At 69.7% G+C, this 16,370-nt stretch carries 12 protein-coding genes and 1 pseudogene; 5 read left to right on the plus strand and 8 right to left on the minus strand.

Features of this window, described 5'->3' with window-relative positions; all coding sequences use genetic code 11:
• Together IM697_RS33230 and IM697_RS33235 are read right to left on the minus strand one after the other, a co-directional pair.
• Window positions 1–873 carry a carbohydrate ABC transporter permease gene (locus IM697_RS33230; RefSeq protein WP_194039789.1) on the minus strand — a complete coding sequence of 291 codons (873 nt, stop codon included), beginning with the start codon at window positions 871–873 and terminating at the stop codon, window positions 1–3.
• On the minus strand, window positions 867–1,859 hold the full coding sequence (locus IM697_RS33235; RefSeq protein ID WP_194039790.1) for an ABC transporter permease: 993 nt from the start codon (window positions 1,857–1,859) through the stop codon (window positions 867–869). Before IM697_RS33235 ends, IM697_RS33230 begins: the two co-directional genes overlap by 7 nt.
• A 186-nt stretch (window positions 1,860–2,045) precedes the next feature.
• Here IM697_RS33235 and IM697_RS33240 point away from each other — a divergent pair, with 186 nt between their 5' ends.
• A complete protein-coding gene (locus IM697_RS33240) occupies window positions 2,046–3,050 on the plus strand; it encodes an acetylxylan esterase (RefSeq protein ID WP_194039791.1) in 1,005 nt (334 codons plus the stop codon).
• A 291-nt stretch (window positions 3,051–3,341) separates the two neighbouring features.
• On the opposite strand, the gene IM697_RS33245 is transcribed toward IM697_RS33240, so the two are convergent.
• Window positions 3,342–3,575, minus strand: a complete 234-nt coding sequence (locus IM697_RS33245) for a hypothetical protein (RefSeq protein ID WP_194039792.1) — start codon at window positions 3,573–3,575, stop codon at window positions 3,342–3,344.
• Between the two features lie 174 nt (window positions 3,576–3,749).
• The gene (locus tag IM697_RS33250; RefSeq protein ID WP_194039793.1) at window positions 3,750–4,847 is read right to left on the minus strand and encodes a lytic polysaccharide monooxygenase auxiliary activity family 9 protein; all 1,098 of its coding nucleotides are present in this window, start codon (window positions 4,845–4,847) and stop codon (window positions 3,750–3,752) included.
• 334 nt (window positions 4,848–5,181) lie between these two features.
• Between IM697_RS33250 and IM697_RS33255 the strand changes: the two genes are divergently transcribed.
• Together IM697_RS33255 and IM697_RS33260 are read left to right on the plus strand one after the other, a co-directional pair.
• Window positions 5,182–5,931 carry a GntR family transcriptional regulator gene (locus IM697_RS33255; protein ID WP_194039794.1) on the plus strand — a complete coding sequence of 250 codons (750 nt, stop codon included), beginning with the start codon at window positions 5,182–5,184 and terminating at the stop codon, window positions 5,929–5,931.
• Between the two features lie 29 nt (window positions 5,932–5,960).
• Window positions 5,961–7,196, plus strand: coding sequence for an MFS transporter (locus IM697_RS33260; protein WP_228044276.1), 1,236 nt, complete (start codon window positions 5,961–5,963; stop codon window positions 7,194–7,196).
• An 18-nt stretch (window positions 7,197–7,214) separates the two neighbouring features.
• Here IM697_RS33260 and IM697_RS33265 read toward each other — a convergent pair whose 3' ends face one another.
• Window positions 7,215–8,711 (minus strand): sensor histidine kinase, encoded by a 1,497-nt coding sequence (locus IM697_RS33265; protein ID WP_194039795.1) that lies wholly within the window; start codon window positions 8,709–8,711, stop codon window positions 7,215–7,217.
• A gap of 246 nt (window positions 8,712–8,957) precedes the next feature.
• Complete coding sequence (gene acnA, locus IM697_RS33270) at window positions 8,958–11,675, minus strand: aconitate hydratase AcnA (protein WP_194039796.1); 2,718 nt, start codon at window positions 11,673–11,675, stop codon at window positions 8,958–8,960.
• A 248-nt stretch (window positions 11,676–11,923) separates the two neighbouring features.
• Between acnA and argG the strand changes: the two genes are divergently transcribed.
• Both argG and IM697_RS33280 read left to right on the plus strand, forming a co-directional pair.
• Entirely contained in the window at window positions 11,924–13,378 is a 1,455-nt protein-coding gene (argG, locus tag IM697_RS33275; RefSeq protein WP_194049989.1) for an argininosuccinate synthase, read from the plus strand.
• A gap of 283 nt (window positions 13,379–13,661) precedes the next feature.
• Window positions 13,662–15,191, plus strand: coding sequence for a helix-turn-helix domain-containing protein (locus tag IM697_RS33280; RefSeq protein ID WP_194039797.1), 1,530 nt, complete (start codon window positions 13,662–13,664; stop codon window positions 15,189–15,191).
• 21 nt (window positions 15,192–15,212) lie between these two features.
• Here IM697_RS33280 and IM697_RS33285 read toward each other — a convergent pair.
• Window positions 15,213–15,626: pseudogene (locus IM697_RS33285) on the minus strand (MFS transporter); the annotation flags it as partial.
• A gap of 28 nt (window positions 15,627–15,654) precedes the next feature.
• Window positions 15,655–16,314, minus strand: coding sequence for a response regulator transcription factor (locus IM697_RS33290; RefSeq protein ID WP_194039798.1), 660 nt, complete (start codon window positions 16,312–16,314; stop codon window positions 15,655–15,657).
• Window positions 16,315–16,370: the final 56 nt, after the last annotated feature.

Genomic DNA, 16,370 nt, shown 5'->3' on the forward strand with positions numbered 1-16,370 from the left:
TTAGCCCTTGACCGCGCCGAGCATCACGCCCGAGACGAAGTAGCGCTGGACGAACGGATAGACACAGAGGATGGGCAGCGAGGTCAGCACGATCGTCACCGCCTGGATGTTCGCCCCCACCTGGCTGAGCTGTGCGTCGGCGGCACCCGCGTTGCCGCCCGTGGTGGCGCCCGAGATGAGGTTGCGCAGATAGACGGTGACCGGCATGAGCTCGGACTTGTCCATGTACAGGAAGGCGCTGAACCAGGAGTTCCAGAAGGACACCGAGTAGAACAGCACCATCGTCGCGACGACCGCCTTCGACAGGGGCAGCACGATCCGCAGCAGAATGCCGTACGTACTGAGGCCGTCGATCTGCGCGGCTTCCTCCAGTTCGGTCGGCAGGCTCTCGAAGAACGCCTTCATCACCAGCAGGTTGAACACACTGATCGCGTTGGGGAGCGCTATGGCCCAGACGCTGTTCTTCAGGCCGAGGCTGGTGACCAGGACGTAGTTGGGGATCAGGCCGCCGGTGAAGAACATGGTGAAGACGGCGACGCCGACCAGTACGCCGCGTCCCTTGAGGTGCTTCTTCGACAGGACGTAGGCATAACAGGTGGTCAGGACCATGGCCACGGTGGTGGCGACCGCCGTGTACAGCACGGTATTGCCGTAGTTCCGCCAGAACATCGAGTCCTGGAACACGATCTTGTACGTGGTGAGGTTGAACCCCTTGGGCCACAGCGTCACTTCCCCGGCCCGGATCTGCCGCTCCGAACTGAACGACCGGGCGATGATGTTGGCGAACGGGTACAGGGTGACGATCACGACCAGGGTGAGGACGACGCCGTTGACGCCCTGGAAGACGCGGTAGGAGCGGCTCGGCTTCACCACAGGCTCGTCCCCACCGTGCGGCGCGAGAGGTGGTTGGCGGAGGTGATCAGGACCAGGCCGATGATCGCCTCGAACAGCCCGATGGCGGCGGCGTAGCTGAAGCTGTTGGACTCGACACCCGCGCGGTAGAGGTACGTCGAGATCACGTCGGCGGTCGGATAGGTCAGCGGGTTGTACAGCAGCAGGACCTTCTCGAAGCCGACGGCCATGAAGGTGCCGATGTTGAGGATCAGCAGCGTGATCATGGTGGGCCGGATGCCGGGCAGGGTGACGTGCCAGATCTGCTGCCAGCGGTTGGCGCCGTCGATGCGGGCGGCCTCGTACAGGTCCTCGTCGATGGTGGTGAGCGCGGCGAGGTACAGGATCGTGCCCCAGCCGGCGGTCTGCCAGATCTCCGAGCCGACATAGACGGTACGGAACCACTCGGGTTCCTGGATGAACCGGATCGGGTCGTGCCCGAACCAGCCCAGAACGTGGTTGATCGCGCCGTCCGTGGCGAGCATCTGCAGGGTGATGCCCGCGACGATCACGATCGACAGGAAGTGCGGCAGATACGACACCGACTGCACGAACCGTTTCAGCGCCCGCCGGCGCACCTCGTTCAGCAGCAGCGCCAGCACGATCGGGATCGGGAAGCAGAAGACGAGTGTGAGCCCGCCGAGCCACAGGGTGTTGCGGAAGACCTGCCAGAAGGTGGGGTCGCTGAGGAACATCTCGACGTAGCGCAGGCCCACCCACTGCTCGCCGAAGATCGAGCCGCCCGGTTCGAAGCGCCGGAACGCGATCACGTTGCCGAGCATCGGCAGATAGCGGAAGACCAGGAAGAACAGCAGCGGCAGCACGGCCAGCGAGTAGAGCTGCCAGTCCCGGCGCAGCGCCCGCCGCCAGCCGGTGCGCGCCGGCCGCCGGCCGCGGCGGGGTGGAGCCTTCCCCGACGGCGGCTGCCGTGTGCCGGGCGGTGGAGCCGACGTGGTGGACGTGCTCATGCAGTGGCCTCCCGGTGGCACCGAAAGTTTCGGAGTCGTACCGGCAACTTTGCGGCGAGGTTAGGGCCGGGTGTAATGGCTGTCAATGGGACTGACAGGGAAGGTCAGTTGGGAAGGAAGCAACCGCGACGAGCCAAAAGACCACGAAACATTCTGGTAGCGAGGCGCAACAATCGGAGGTCACCGTTGCCCGCATTCGATCTGCCGCCGGACGCCCTGGAGCACTTCCGTCCGGACCTCCAGGAGCCCGCGGACTTCGACGAGTTCTGGCACGGCACCCTCAAGGAGGCGGCCCGGCCCGAGGTGTTGGTGTCGGCACGCCCGGTGGAGACCGGCCTGCGCCTGACGGACACCTGGGACGTGACCTTCCGGGGCTTCGGCGGAGACCCGGTGCGGGCCTGGTTCAGCAGACCGGCCGGACTGCGCGAGGCACGTCCCGCCGTCGTCGAGTACGCCGGCTACGGCCGGGGCCGCGGCCTCCCGCACGAGCGGCTGACCTGGGTGAACGCCGGGTACGCCCATCTGCTGATGGACAACAGGGGCCAGGGCGACCAATACGGCAACGGCGGCGCGACCCCGGACCCGCACACCACGGCACCGGGCGGCCCGGGCCCGGCCGTACGCGGCCTGCTCTCCCCCCGGGACTACCACTACCGCCGCCTCATCACCGACGCGGTACGAGCGGTGGAGGCGGTGCGCACGCTGCCCGGCGTGGACGCCTCCCGGATCGCGGCCGTCGGCAACAGCCAGGGCGGCGGACTCGCGCTGGCCGTCGCGGGACTCGTGCCCGACCTCGCGGCGGTGCTGGTCACCGCCCCGTTCCTGTGCGGCATCCGGCGCGCACTCGACCTCACCGACGCCGCGCCCTACGGCGAGATCACCGCGTACCTCTCGGTGCACCGGGGCGCAGAGCGGGCCGCGTACGACACGCTCTCCTACATGGAGGGGATCTCCTTCGCCCGGCGCGCCCACGCCCCGGCCCACTTCGGAGTCGGCCTGCGCGACACGGTGTGCCCGCCGAGCGGGGCGTACGGCGCCTTCAACCGCTATGCGGAGCTGTCGGGCGCCGGGCCGCGCAAGGAGATCCACCCCTATCCGTTCAACGGCCACGAAGGCGGCGACGCGGTACATGTGCGCCGCCAACTGGACTGGCTGACAGAGGTGCTGGGGCTCAGTCCGTGGCCGGCGTGAAACACGTCCCGGTGCGCAGGGGGTGTGACGTCGCTCAGTGGACCAACTGGCTTGACGTCGTTGTCCGTTGAGGCGGTAGAGTCATGCACAGGCCACTTCGACATCGTTGTCGGACTGCGGGCCTCGTACTGGCCGCACAAGCCAATCGCCGCCCGGACGAGCTTCTTTCCCCCCTCGAGCCCGTCCGGCTCGCGGACCCGGTGGGCGTCAGCCCAACGCCACCGGGTCCGCCCGGAGCGGAGGCGAACCGCCGGGTGGGGCACCACGGTCCACGGTCGGCCGGCATCGCGCTCAGCGGCTGGTCCGTCCCGCGTTCGCGCGGAACACCCGCTCCTCGTGCGGCCCGTAGGCGAGGTCGAAGACGACCAGGACGCCGGTGCGGCGGTCCCGATGCTCCTCCGCGTCTCTGAGCTGCACGTCGATACGGCGGTCGCGGATGCCCCCGAGGATCGCGGGGAGGACGGCCAGCGAGAGCACGGCGAGGGCGATGACCGTCTGGACAGTAGCGTCGAAGGTATTGTTCATGACTCAAGCCTGACGGCCGACGCGGCCGGACAGGAGGGGCAGGGCTGCCACGTGCCTTCAAATTCCTGCCAGGCATACCCACCGACGAACGGGGCCCACGTCGGCCGCCCTTCGGCGCCTGCCGCACCCGGTGACCGGGACCAGCCGGCCACCGGGGCTGCCGGGAGCTGCCGCTCAGCCCACGCGGCAGGGCAGCGTCGTCGCACTGTCACCGCCGGAGCCGGTGACGACGTACCCGAAACTGGCGCTCTGGCCCGGACTCAGGGAGCCGTTCCAGTCGGCGTTGTGGACCATCACGTCCTGGCCGTTGTACGTCGCGTTGCCGCTCCAGAGGCTGTCGACCTTCTGGCCGGCCGGGAGGGTCCAGTCGACCATCCAGCCCAGCATCGGGACGTCGCCGGTGTTGGTGACCGTCACCTCGGACTGGTAGCCGCCGGACCAGGTGCCGGTCGTACGGCGGGTGGCGGAGCACTCGCCGGGCACCGGGTCGGTCGGGTTGCCGGGCTCCTTGACGCCGGTCACCTCGCCGTTGCCGCCGTCGAAGACGACGTCGGAGCAGGAGTAGAAGGTCTCGGCGCTGTCCGAGCGCTGCCAGACCATGTAGATGATGTGGCGGCCGGACTTGTCGTCGGGGAGCTTGCCGGACCAGGAGTAGTTGGCCTCGACCGTGCCCGGGGAGCCGTTGAGGGGCGGGTGGTCGACCGAGAGGAAGGGCTGCTCCTCCATGTCGTCCCAGGTGAGGGTGCGGGTCGGGTCGAAGCCGTCCTTGGTGATGTAGACGTGGAACCAACCCGGGTGCGCGGCCCAGGCGTTGTAGGAGAAGTCGACGGTCGCGCCCGAGGTGAGATGGGTGAGCGGCCAGTCGCCGCTGGGCGTGTTGAAGCCCGTGAAGTTGGTGTTGCCGCCGCTGCACAGCTCGCCGTCGGGCACGAAGCCGCGGGTGCGGCCGGCGCCGTCGGAGCGCAGCACGGAGAACCAGTTGTAGAACGGCGTTGTGCCGCTGACCTGTTGGGCCGCCCTGCAGGCCGGGTTGACGGGCTTGATCTCACCGGTGTCGGTGAGGCCGTCCTGCCAGCACAGGAAGGTGCGGCTGCCCGGCTTCATGGGGGTGCCGTGGGCCTCCGCGCGGCCGCCGGTGCTCATGACGAGGGCGACGGCCGGGATGGTGGCGACCAGGGAGATCAGGACGAGGAAGAGGGCCCTGGCGCGGGTGGGGAGCGTTAATCGGCGGGGTGGGGGCGTGGGGGCGCCGGGAGTGCTTGTCAGGATCATGACAGTCGAGTCCGTTCCTTGAGGTACGGGCCGTGCGGCTGCGTGTGTGAGTGTGCGTGCACTGGTGCGTACGGGTGGCGCTCGTGGGTGCGGGGCGGGAGCGGGCCGGGGCGGCGGGTTCCGGTCCACCACCGATGGGAGCGCTCCCACCCCGTCTGTTGCGGAAGGTAGCGCCGTGGGGCGTGGTTGTAAACGCCTGGCGCGGGAGGAAAGTGTGGGTCGCGGCGAACGCCGAGCGTATGGCTGCTCCAGTAGCTTCCCCGCGGTGCGGTAGCTTCCCAACTCCGTCGGCGGTCAAGAACCGCCGTGCAGCGGAGCGATCGGAGAGTCGTGCATGCCCCGACCGGCGCCCTACCTGGAAGTGGCCGACGCGCTGCACGCGCGGATCCTCGCGGGTGAGTGGCGGATCGGGGAGCGGCTGCCGTCGCGGGCGCGGCTCGCCGAGGAGTACGGGGTGGGGCGCAATGTGACGCAGCGGGCCGTGGACCGCTTGATCACCGAGGGCCTCCTCGAAGGGCGCGCGGGCTCGGGGACTTACGTCCGGGTACCGCGTGAACGCCTGCTGATGGTCCGCTCTCGGCACGGCGCTCCGTCGCTCGCCGCCATGAAGGAGCGAGGCAGGGCAGGGGCCTGGGATGCGCACAGCGAGGTCCGGGTCCCGGCCCCCGCGGCGATCGCCGAGCGGCTCGCGATCGGTCCCGGCGACCTCTGCGTCAACACCCACTACGAGTTCCTCGCCGATGGGCAGCCGGTCCAGCTCTCCGATTCCTGGGAACCGATGGCCGTCACGGACGGAACACCGATCATGCTGCCCGAAGAGGGTCCGCTCGCGGGAAAGGGAGTGGTCGAGCGGATGCGCTCCATCGGCGTGGACATCGAAACGGTGATCGAGCTGCCGCGCCCGGCTCGCGCCACCCGGGAGCAGGCGAATCTCCTGGGGATCGGCGTCGGGGATCTGGTGCTCCGGATCGAGCGCACCATTTACGACACCGACCGGCGTCCGGTGGAGACCGCCGACATCGTCATTCCGGACGTGCGGCGGGAAGTGGCCTACGAGTTCGCGGTGGAGCGGCACGGCAAGTGACTCGTATATCGACACGTCCCCGGCCAGGAGTGTTACGGGATCCGGATTTCCGCCGGCTCTTCGCCGCCACCGCGTTCGGTCAACTGGGCGACCGCGTCGTGTTCCTGGCGCTGCCGCTGATCGCCATCACGGCTTTGCGGGCCGACGAGTTCCAGGTCGGACTGCTGACGACGATGACGACCGCGGGCTCGCTCCTGGTCGGGTTGCCGGCCGGCGCCTGGGTGGACCGGATGCGGAAGCGATCGGTGCTGGTCAGCACCGATCTGGCGAGGGCACTGGTCCTGCTCACCCTTCCCTTGGCGTGGTGGGCGGATCTGCTGAGCATCTGGTGGCTGTACACGGTCGCACTGGTCCATGGGGTGCTGACGGTCTTCTTCGACGTCGCCCACGTCAGCTTTCTGCCGCATCTGGTGGGGCGCGACCAGCTCATGGAGGGGAACTCGAAGCTCTCGGCGATTCGCTCGGTGACCAGTATCAGCGGGCCCGGGCTGGCGGGTCCGCTGGTCGGCTGGGTCGGGGCGCCCGTGACGGTGCTGGTGAGTTCGGTCGGGATGGCCCTGTCGGGAGTGCTGGCGACCGGCATCCGCACCCGCGAGCGGAAGCCGGAGCCGAGCCGGCAGCCTCGACTGGGCCGGGACATCGGGGAAGGTCTGAAGTTCGTGCTCCGGCATGCCGGCCTGCGCGCGATCACGCTGGGGGACGCGACGTTCAATCTCTTTCTGGTCATGTACCAGGCCATGCTGCTGGTCTTCCTGGAGCGGGAGATCGGCCTCGGCTCCTTCGGTATCGGCGTCGTTCTGTCAGGGATGGGGTGTGGTGCCCTCGTCGGGGCGCTGGTGGCGGCCCGGGTTTCGAGGTGGGTCGGGCAGGGGCCGGTCATCTGGCTGGCGCCGCTCGTCACTTGTCCCCCGACGGCCTTGATGGCGTCGGCCCGGCCGGGGTGGAGTGTGTGCGTGGCGGTCGTCGGGATCGCGGGGCTCTCGCTGGGGGGTGTCGTGCGCGTGGTGGCCCAGTCGAGCTTTCAGCAGGCCCTCGCCCCGGACCGGCTCCTGGGTCGGGTGAGTGCGACGGCCCGCTTCGTCTCCTGGGGCGTGATTCCGCTGGGCGGTCTGTCGGGTGGCGCGCTCGGCTCGGCGTTCGGCGCGGCGGCCACCCTGTGGATCGGTGCGGTCGGCATGACGCTCAGTGCCGTCCCCACCTTCTTTTCGCCGCTGCGCACCCTGCGCACCGCGCCGAAGGAGGAGGCCGCCGCGCTCGCCCGCTGAGGTGCGGGGCCCCGGCCCTCAGACGCGCTGCCCCACCGTCGCCGCGCGCGGGGACGGCGCGGCCGGCAACGTCACCGCGAGAGGCAGTCGTACGGTGAACTCCGTACGGCCCGGCACGCTCTCGACCTCGATCAGCCCACCGTGGGCCGACACGATCGCATGCGCGACGGCGAGGCCCAGCCCGGATCCGCCGTGGTGCGGGCCGCTTCGGGCGCGGGAGGTGTCGGCGCGGGTGAAGCGGTCGAAGACCGTCGGGATCAGGGCGGGCGGGATGCCGGGGCCGTCGTCGCGGACGCGTACGACACACCGGTCGTCCCCGGCCTCCACGACCGCGACGACCCTCGTGCCCGTGGGCGTGTGCGCACGCGCGTTGGCCAGCAGGTTGGCCACCACCTGGCGCAGCCGGGCCTCGTCGCCGAGGACCGACGGGGCGTGGTCCAGGCGCAGTTCGAGCCGCCAGACGTGTCCGCTCCCGGCGGCCCGCGCGTACCGGACCGCCTCCGCGACCACTGCCGCGAGGTCGACCTCCGCGGAGTGCAGGGGTCTGCCCTCGTCCAGTCGGGCCAGCAGCAACAGGTCCTCGACCAGGCCCGTCATCCGTGCCGACTCTGCGGAGACGCGGCGCCAGGCGAGCAGCGGCTCGATCGGGTCCGTGCCCCGGTTCATGAGTTCGGCGTAGCCCGCGATGGAGGCGAGCGGGGTGCGCAGTTCGTGGCCGGCGTCGGCGAGGAAGCGGCGCATCCGCTCCTCGGTGTGCCGACGCGCGGTGAGGGAGGACTCGACGTGGTCGATCATGCGGTTGAGCGCGGCGCCGACCTGGCCGGCCTCGCTGGCGGGGTCGGTGTCCCGGGCCGGGACCCGGGTGAGGCCGGTGACCTCGCCGCGGTCGAGCGGTGCGCGGGAGACCTCGGCGGCGGTGGCGGCGATCCGGCCGAGGGGGCGCAGCTGGCGTCGTACGACGACCGCGCAGAGGCCGCCCGCCACGGCGAGACCGGCCCCGGCGACGGCCGCTTCGGCCACGACCATGCCGCTGATCATGCGCTGTACGTCGTCCATCGGGAGCCCGGCCAGCACGCGCGTCCCGTCGCTCTCGGCGACGGTGACCCGGTAGGTGCCGAGGCCGGGGACGCTGGTGGTGTGCATGGCGCCGTCGGCGGCGACGTCCGCCAGGGCGGTGCGCTGGGCGTCGGTGAGGGCGCGCGGTGCGGCGTCCTGGCGCACCACCTCGGCGGCGAGGATGTCACCGTCGTCGTCGAGCCGGGCGGCGAGCATCCCGGTCGGGTGTCCGCTCGCCGTGAGGAAGCTCAGGTCGGCCGTCCGCTCGGGGTGCAGCCGAGCGCCGCCCAGGCCGCGGGTGGCGGCGGAGTCGACACGGTCGTCCAGGTCGCCCAGCAGATAGGAGCGTTGGACGAGGGCCGTGGTGAGCGCCATCGCGGCGCACACGGCGACGAGGGCGAGCCCGATGAGGACGAGCAGGCGGGTGCGCAGGGGGCGAAGGCGCCGTCGGGCGCTCATCTGCCGTTCTCCACCGGGCCGGTGGCGTGGCCGGGGCCATGCGCGGTGGAGGTCGTCGGCACCCGGCCCTCGTCGTTGTGGAACCCAGCGGTGGCGGTCATGTCCCGATCCTGTCCGCGTCCGCTGAGGGAATCCTGTGTTCCATCTGGGGATGGGTGATGACCTGGGGTTCTTCTCACCGAGGCATGGCGGAGGGCCGCACCCCCGTCACCGGGGATGCGGCCCTCGACTGCCGTGCCGTACCGCCTACTTGCGGATCAGGCTGCGCAGCACGTACTGCATGATGCCGCCGTTGCGGTAGTAGTCGGCCTCACCGGGGGTGTCGATGCGGACGACCGCGTCGAACTCGACGCCGGTGTCGGTGGTGACCTTCACCGTGCTCGGGGTGGTGCCCTCGTTCAGCTCGGTGATGCCGGCGATGGAGAAGGTCTCCTCGCCGGTCAGACCGAGCGAGTCGGCCGACTGGCCCGCCGGGAACTGCAGCGGCAGGACGCCCATGCCGATGAGGTTCGAGCGGTGGATGCGCTCGTACGACTCGGTGATGACGGCCTTGACGCCGAGCAGGGCCGTGCCCTTGGCCGCCCAGTCACGGGACGAGCCGGAGCCGTACTCCTTGCCGCCCAGGATCACCAGCGGGGTGCCGGCGGCCTGGTAGTTCTGCGAGGCGTCGTAGATGAAGGAGACCGGGCCGCCCTCCTGCGTGAAGTCGCGGGTGTAGCCGCCCTCGGTGCCCGGCGCGATCTGGTTGCGCAGGCGGATGTTGGCGAACGTACCGCGGATCATGACCTCGTGGTTGCCTCGGCGCGAGCCGTAGGAGTTGAAGTCACGACGCTCCACACCGTGCTCGGTGAGGTACTTGCCGGCCGGGGTGTCGGCCTTGATGGCACCGGCCGGGGAGATGTGGTCGGTGGTGACCGAGTCGCCCAGCTTGGCGAGGACGCGGGCGCCGGAGATGTCGGAGACGGGGGCCGGCTCCATCTCCATGCCCTCGAAGTACGGGGGCTTGCGGACGTACGTCGACTCGGCGTCCCACTCGAAGGTGTTGCCGGTCGGGATGGGCAGGGCCTGCCACTGGGCGTCGCCCGCGAAGACGTCGGAGTAGGACTTGGAGAACATGTCCTCGCCGATGGCGTTCGCCACGACGTCGTTGACCTCGGCCTCGGAGGGCCAGATGTCCTTCAGGAAGACCGGGTTGCCGTCCTGGTCGGTGCCCAGCGCGTCCTTGGTGATGTCCACCTTCATGGAGCCCGCGATGGAGTACGCGACGACCAGCGGCGGGGAGGCCAGGTAGTTCATCTTGACGTCGGGGTTGATACGGCCCTCGAAGTTCCGGTTGCCGGAGAGGACCGAGGTGACCGCGAGGTCGTGGTCGTTGACGGCCTTGGAGACCTCCTCCGGCAGCGGGCCGGAGTTGCCGATGCAGGTGGTGCAGCCGTAACCGACCAGGTTGAAGCCGACCTTGTCCAGGTACGGCGTCAGACCGGCCTTGTCGAAGTAGTCGGTGACGACCTTCGAACCCGGGGCGAGGGTGGTCTTGACCCAGGGCTTGCGGGTCAGGCCCTTCTCCACGGCCTTCTTCGCGACGAGCGCGGCGGCGACCATGACGTACGGGTTGGAGGTGTTGGTGCAGGAGGTGATGGCGGCGACCGTCACCGCTCCGTGGTCGATCTCGTACGTCGAGCCGTCGGGGGCGGTCACGGTGACCGGGTTGGACGGGGTGCCGTTCGGGGCGACGGCCGGGGCGTCGGAGGCCGGGAAGGACTCCTGGCCGGCCTCGTCGACGACGTCGACGTAGTTGCGGACGTCCAGCTTGAACTGCTCGGCGGCGTCGGCGAGGACGATGCGGTCCTGCGGGCGCTTCGGGCCGGCGATCGACGGGACGACCGTCGACAGGTCGAGCTCCAGCTTCTCGGAGAAGTCCGGCTCGGCCGTCGGGTCCAGCCAGAGGCCCTGCGTCTTGGCGTACGCCTCGACGAGTGCGACCTGCTGGTTGCTGCGGCCGGTCAGGCGCAGGTAGTTCAGGGTCTCGTCGTCGATCGGGAAGATCGCGGCGGTGGAGCCGAACTCCGGCGACATGTTGCCGATGGTGGCGCGGTTCGCGAGGCTCGTGGCGGCCACGCCCTCGCCGTAGAACTCGACGAACTTGCCGACGACACCGTGCTTGCGGAGCATCTCGGTGATGGTCAGCACCAGGTCGGTGGCGGTGGTGCCCGGGGTGAGCTCGCCGGTGAGCTTGAAGCCGACGACGCGCGGGATGAGCATCGAGACCGGCTGGCCGAGCATCGCGGCCTCGGCCTCGATGCCGCCGACGCCCCAGCCCAGCACACCGAGGCCGTTGACCATGGTGGTGTGCGAGTCGGTGCCGACGAGGGTGTCGGGGTACGCCTGGCCACCCCGGACCATGACCGTGCGGGCCAGGTGCTCGATGTTCACCTGGTGGACGATGCCGGTGCCGGGCGGGACGACCTTGAAGTCGTCGAAGGCGGTCTGGCCCCAGCGCAGGAACTGGTAGCGCTCCTTGTTGCGGCCGTACTCCAGCTCGACGTTCTGCGCGAAGGCCTCGTTGGTGCCGAACTTGTCGGCGATGACGGAGTGGTCGATGACCAGCTCGGCCGGGGAGAGCGGGTTGACCTTCGCCGGGTCGCCGCCGAGCTCCTTCACGGCCTCACGCATGGTGGCGAGGTCGACGACGCAGGGCACGCCGGTGAAGTCCTGCATGATCACGCGGGCCGGCGTGAACTGGATCTCCTGCGACGGCTGGGCCTGCGAGTCCCAGCTGCCGAGGGCGCGGATGTGGTCGGCGGTGATGTTCGCGCCGTCCTCGGTACGGAGCAGGTTCTCCAGGAGAACCTTGAGGCTGTACGGAAGACGGGCCGAGCCCTCCACCTTGTCCAGCCGGAAGATCTCGTAAGACTCGTCGCCCACCTGCAGCGTGCTGCGGGCGTCGAAGCTGTTCGCCGACACGACAGTCTCCTTCATTTTGGTGCGCTTACCACCGCATCCTGCCGCCACGCCTGCTTGGCCGATCCGCTAAGGTAAGGCTAAGTTAGGTATGCCTTACTGTCAGACCCGATAACGGCGTGCGACTACGGTGCGCCTCGGCAGATATCTCGATGTCGAGATAACTCTAGTACATGGGGCCGGGATGGTCATGCCCGGGGCTTCGACACGCCCCCTTTGCATGATCATGCGTCATCATGCATACTCTTCCTATGTCCAAGGTCCTCACCTCCCTCCCCACCGGCGAGCGCGTCGGCATCGCCTTCTCCGGCGGCCTCGACACCTCGGTCGCGGTCGCCTGGATGCGCGACAAGGGCGCCGTCCCGTGCACCTACACCGCCGACATCGGCCAGTACGACGAGCCCGACATCGCCTCGGTGCCCGGCCGCGCCAAGACCTACGGCGCCGAAGTCGCCCGCCTGGTCGACTGCCGTGCCGCCCTGGTCGAGGAGGGCCTGGCCGCGCTGACGTGCGGCGCGTTCCACATCCGCTCCGGCGGTCGGGCGTACTTCAACACCACGCCGCTGGGCCGTGCCGTCACCGGCACGCTGCTGGTGCGGGCGATGCTGGAGGACAACGTCCAGATCTGGGGCGACGGCTCGACCTTCAAGGGCAACGACATCGAGCGGTTCTACCGCTACGGCCTGCTCGCCAACCCCAACCTGCGGATCTACAAGCCCTGGCTGGACGCGCACTTCGTGACCGAGCTCGGCGGCCGCAAGGAGATGTCGGAGTGGCTGGTCGCCCACGGCCTGCCCTACCGGGACTCGACGGAGAAGGCGTACTCCACCGACGCCAACATCTGGGGCGCCACCCACGAGGCCAAGACCCTGGAGCACCTGGACACCGGCGTCGAGACCGTCGAGCCGATCATGGGCGTCCGGTTCTGGGACCCGTCCGTGGAGATCGCCACCGAGGACGTGACGATCGGCTTCGAGCAGGGTCGGCCGGTCACCATCAACGGCAAGGAGTTCGGCTCCCCCGTCGACCTGGTGATGGAGGCCAACGCCATCGGCGGCCGGCACGGCCTCGGCATGTCGGACCAGATCGAGAACCGGATCATCGAGGCCAAGAGCCGCGGCATCTACGAGGCGCCGGGCATGGCGCTGCTGCACGCGGCGTACGAGCGCCTGGTGAACGCGATCCACAACGAGGACACCCTCGCCCAGTACCACACCGAGGGGCGGCGCCTGGGCCGGCTGATGTACGAGGGCCGCTGGCTGGACCCGCAGGCGCTGATGATCCGCGAGTCGCTGCAGCGCTGGGTGGGCGCCGCCGTCACCGGCGAGGTCACCCTCCGCCTGCGGCGCGGCGAGGACTACTCGATCCTCGACACCACGGGCCCGGCATTCAGCTACCACCCGGACAAGCTCTCCATGGAGCGCACCGAGGACTCGGCCTTCGGCCCCGTCGACCGCATCGGCCAGCTCACCATGCGCAACCTCGACATCGCCGACTCGCGCGCCAAGCTGGAGCAGTACGTCGGCCTCGGCCTGATCGGCACCGGCAGCCCCACCGTCGGCGCCTCCCAGGCGGCCGCGACCGGTCTGATCGGCACCATGCCGGAACTGCCGGAGGGCGGCGCCGAGGCCATCGCCTCCCGCGGCGAGGTCTCCGCCGAGGACGCCGCGCTGGACCGTGCCGCGATGGAGTCCGGCACGGACTGACCGACCACGAGGGACGGACGGACACACCGGAAGGGCCGGTTCGACGCCGAGAGCGTCGAACCGGCCCTTCCGGTGTGTCCGACATGCCATCAGTTCCACCGGCCGGGGTAGCCGAGAAGTACGACAGCACCATAGGACGCCACAGGACGTCATACGACATCAACGCATTTGCCCGGATCTTCCGGATGACGTCGCACCCGTACCGCCAGGCGGCATTGACGAGGTGTCACCCGAATGGCCCCCTCGGAATGTGCCATCTCATATCTGAGATAACCTCAACCTCATGGCAGACGACTACCTCGTACGCATCGGCAGGCTCATCCGTGACGCCCGGCAACACCGGGGCTGGACACAGACGCAGCTCGCCGAGGCGCTCGGCACCTCTCAGAGCGCAGTCAATCGCATCGAGCGCGGCAACCAGAACATCAGCCTTGAGATGATCGCCCGAATCGGTGAAGCCCTGGACAGCGAGATCGTGTCGCTGGGGTACGCCGGTCCGATGCATCTGAGGGTCGTCGGCGGACGTCGACTGTCCGGTTCGATCGACGTCAAGACCAGCAAGAACGCCTGTGTGGCCCTGCTGTGCGCCTCGCTGCTCAACAAGGGGCGCACGGTGCTGCGCCGCGTCGCCCGCATCGAAGAGGTGTACCGCCTCCTGGAGGTGCTCAACTCCATCGGCGTACGCACCCGTTGGATCAACGGCGGGGTCGACCTGGAGATCGTGCCGCCCGCCGAGCTGGACATGGCGGCGATCGACGCGGAGGCCGCCGTGCGCACCCGCTCGATCATCATGTTCCTCGGACCGCTGCTGCACCGCATGGACCACTTCAAGCTGCCCTACGCCGGCGGCTGCGACCTCGGCACGCGGACCATCGAGCCGCACATGATCGCCCTGCGCCGCTTCGGCCTGGACGTCGCGGCGACCGAGGGGCAGTACCACGCCATGGTCGACCGTGCCGTACGCCCCGACCGCCCGATCGTGCTGACCGAGCGCGGCGACACCGTGACCGAGAACGCGCTGCTGGCCGCCGCGCGGCACGACGGCGTCACCGTCATCCGCAACGCCTCCTCCAACTACATGGTCCAGGACCTGTGTTTCTTCCTGGAGGCGCTCGGCGTCCGGGTCGAGGGCATCGGCACCACCACGCTCACCGTGCACGGCGTACCGACCATCGACGCCGACGTCGACTACTCGCCGTCCGAGGACCCGGTCGAGGCGATGAGCCTGCTGGCCGCCGCCGTGGTCACCGAGTCGGAGCTGACGGTGTGCCGGGTGCCGATCGAGTTCCTGGAGATCGAGCTGGCGGTCCTGGAGGAGATGGGCCTCGACCACGACCGCACACCCGAGTACTTCGCCGACAACGGCCGTACGCGACTGGTGGACCTCACGGTCCGGCCCTCCAAGCTGGAGGCGCCGATCGACAAGATCCACCCGATGCCGTTCCCGGGCCTGAACATCGACAACGTCCCGTTCTTCGCGGCCATCGCGGCCGTCGCCTCGGGCAAGACCCTCATCCACGACTGGGTGTACGACAACCGCGCGATCTATCTCACGGACCTCAACCGCCTGGGCGGACGACTGCAGTTGCTGGACCCGCACCGCGTCCTGGTCGAGGGCCCGACCCGCTGGCGCGCGGCCGAGATGATGTGCCCGCCCGCCCTGCGGCCCGCGGTGGTCGTGCTGCTGGCGATGATGGCGGCGGAGGGCACGTCCGTGCTGCGGAACGTGTATGTCATCAACCGGGGTTACGAGGATCTCGCCGAGCGGCTGAACTCGATCGGGGCGCAGATCGAGATCTTTCGGGACATCTGACACGTGACGCCTCGGCAGGGTTCAGGTGCGGTCCGGCCAGGTCAGGCGTCGGGCGAAGTGCGCCCACACGGCCACGGCCATGAACGTGGCCGTGGTGCCGCCGAGCACCATGACGGTGGACGGGGAGGAGTGGTCCACGACCACTCCTCCGGCCGGCGCGCCGGTGGAGATCGTCGCCTGGAAGGATGCGGTGAACAGCACCGAGGCCGCCTCGGGTGACGCGGGGGACGCCTTGGCGAACCACGTCTGCGACGAGACGGGGACGGCGCCGTATGCGACACCCCAGACGATCAGCAGGGCCACCGCGCCGGTCTCCCAGCGGCCGAGCACCGGCAGCAGCAGGGTGGCGCCCGCGATCAGGGCGGCGGCGAGGCCGAAGGTGGCGCGGGGACGGCGGGACACGATCGCGCCGCCCAGGAAGTTGCCGGCGATTCCGGGCGGTTCCAGCGGTCGTACCGGGCGCTCACGGTGCCGCCCCGAGCCCGGCGTCCCGCGCCAGCAGCGCCGCCTGGACCCGGTTCTCGCACTCCAGCTTGGTCAGGATGCGGCTGACGTACGTCTTGACCGTGGCCTCGCTGACGTGGATCCGTTCGCCGGCGTCGGCGTTGGACAGGCCCTCGCCGAGGAGGGCGAGGACCTCGAGTTCGCGGGCGCTGAGGGACTGCAGCCGGCGTCGTGCCGCTTCGGTGCGGGCCGCGGCCCGGCCCGAGGCGAGGGAGTCGACGACGTGCCGGGTGGCGGCCGGGGACAGATACGCGTCGCCGGCCGCGGCCGCCCGTACCGCCTGGATCAGCTCGCCCGGTGCCGAGTCCTTGAGCAGGAAGCCCGCCCCGCCGTGGCTGAGGGCGCGCAGCACGTTCTCGCGTTCGCCGAAGGTCGTCAGGATGAGCGGGCGCACGGTGGGCGCGGCCCGGCGCAGTTCGGCGAGGGCGGACAGGCCGTCCAGTACTGGCATCTGGATGTCGAGCAGGGCGACGTCGACGGCGTGGGCGCGGACCAGGTCGACGGCCTCGCGCCCGTTGCCGGCCTCCGCCACGACGTCGATGTCGTCGGCGGAGGTGAGGATCATCCTGATGCCCGCCCGGATGAGCGGTTCGTCATCCGCGACGAGGACCCTGATCACAGCTCTCCCGCAGGCTTTCGATGGACGCGTAGGACGCGACAACCATACTCACGGCC

The organism is Streptomyces ferrugineus (assembly GCF_015160855.1).
GTDB lineage: Bacteria > Actinomycetota > Actinomycetes > Streptomycetales > Streptomycetaceae > Streptomyces > Streptomyces ferrugineus.

Excerpts from the sequence above, each read along its gene's own strand:
- IM697_RS33255 (WP_194039794.1), top strand. The coding sequence starts at position 5,182 with ATGCCCCGACCGGCGCCCTACCTGGAAGTGGCCGACGCGCTGCACGCG.
- IM697_RS33280 (WP_194039797.1), top strand. The coding sequence starts at position 13,662 with ATGGCAGACGACTACCTCGTACGCATCGGCAGGCTCATCCGTGACGCC.
- argG (WP_194049989.1), top strand. The coding sequence starts at position 11,924 with ATGTCCAAGGTCCTCACCTCCCTCCCCACCGGCGAGCGCGTCGGCATC.
- IM697_RS33245 (WP_194039792.1), bottom strand. The coding sequence starts at position 3,575 with ATGAACAATACCTTCGACGCTACTGTCCAGACGGTCATCGCCCTCGCC.
- IM697_RS33250 (WP_194039793.1), bottom strand. The coding sequence starts at position 4,847 with ATGATCCTGACAAGCACTCCCGGCGCCCCCACGCCCCCACCCCGCCGA.
- IM697_RS33265 (WP_194039795.1), bottom strand. The coding sequence starts at position 8,711 with ATGAGCGCCCGACGGCGCCTTCGCCCCCTGCGCACCCGCCTGCTCGTC.
- IM697_RS33235 (WP_194039790.1), bottom strand. The coding sequence starts at position 1,859 with ATGAGCACGTCCACCACGTCGGCTCCACCGCCCGGCACACGGCAGCCG.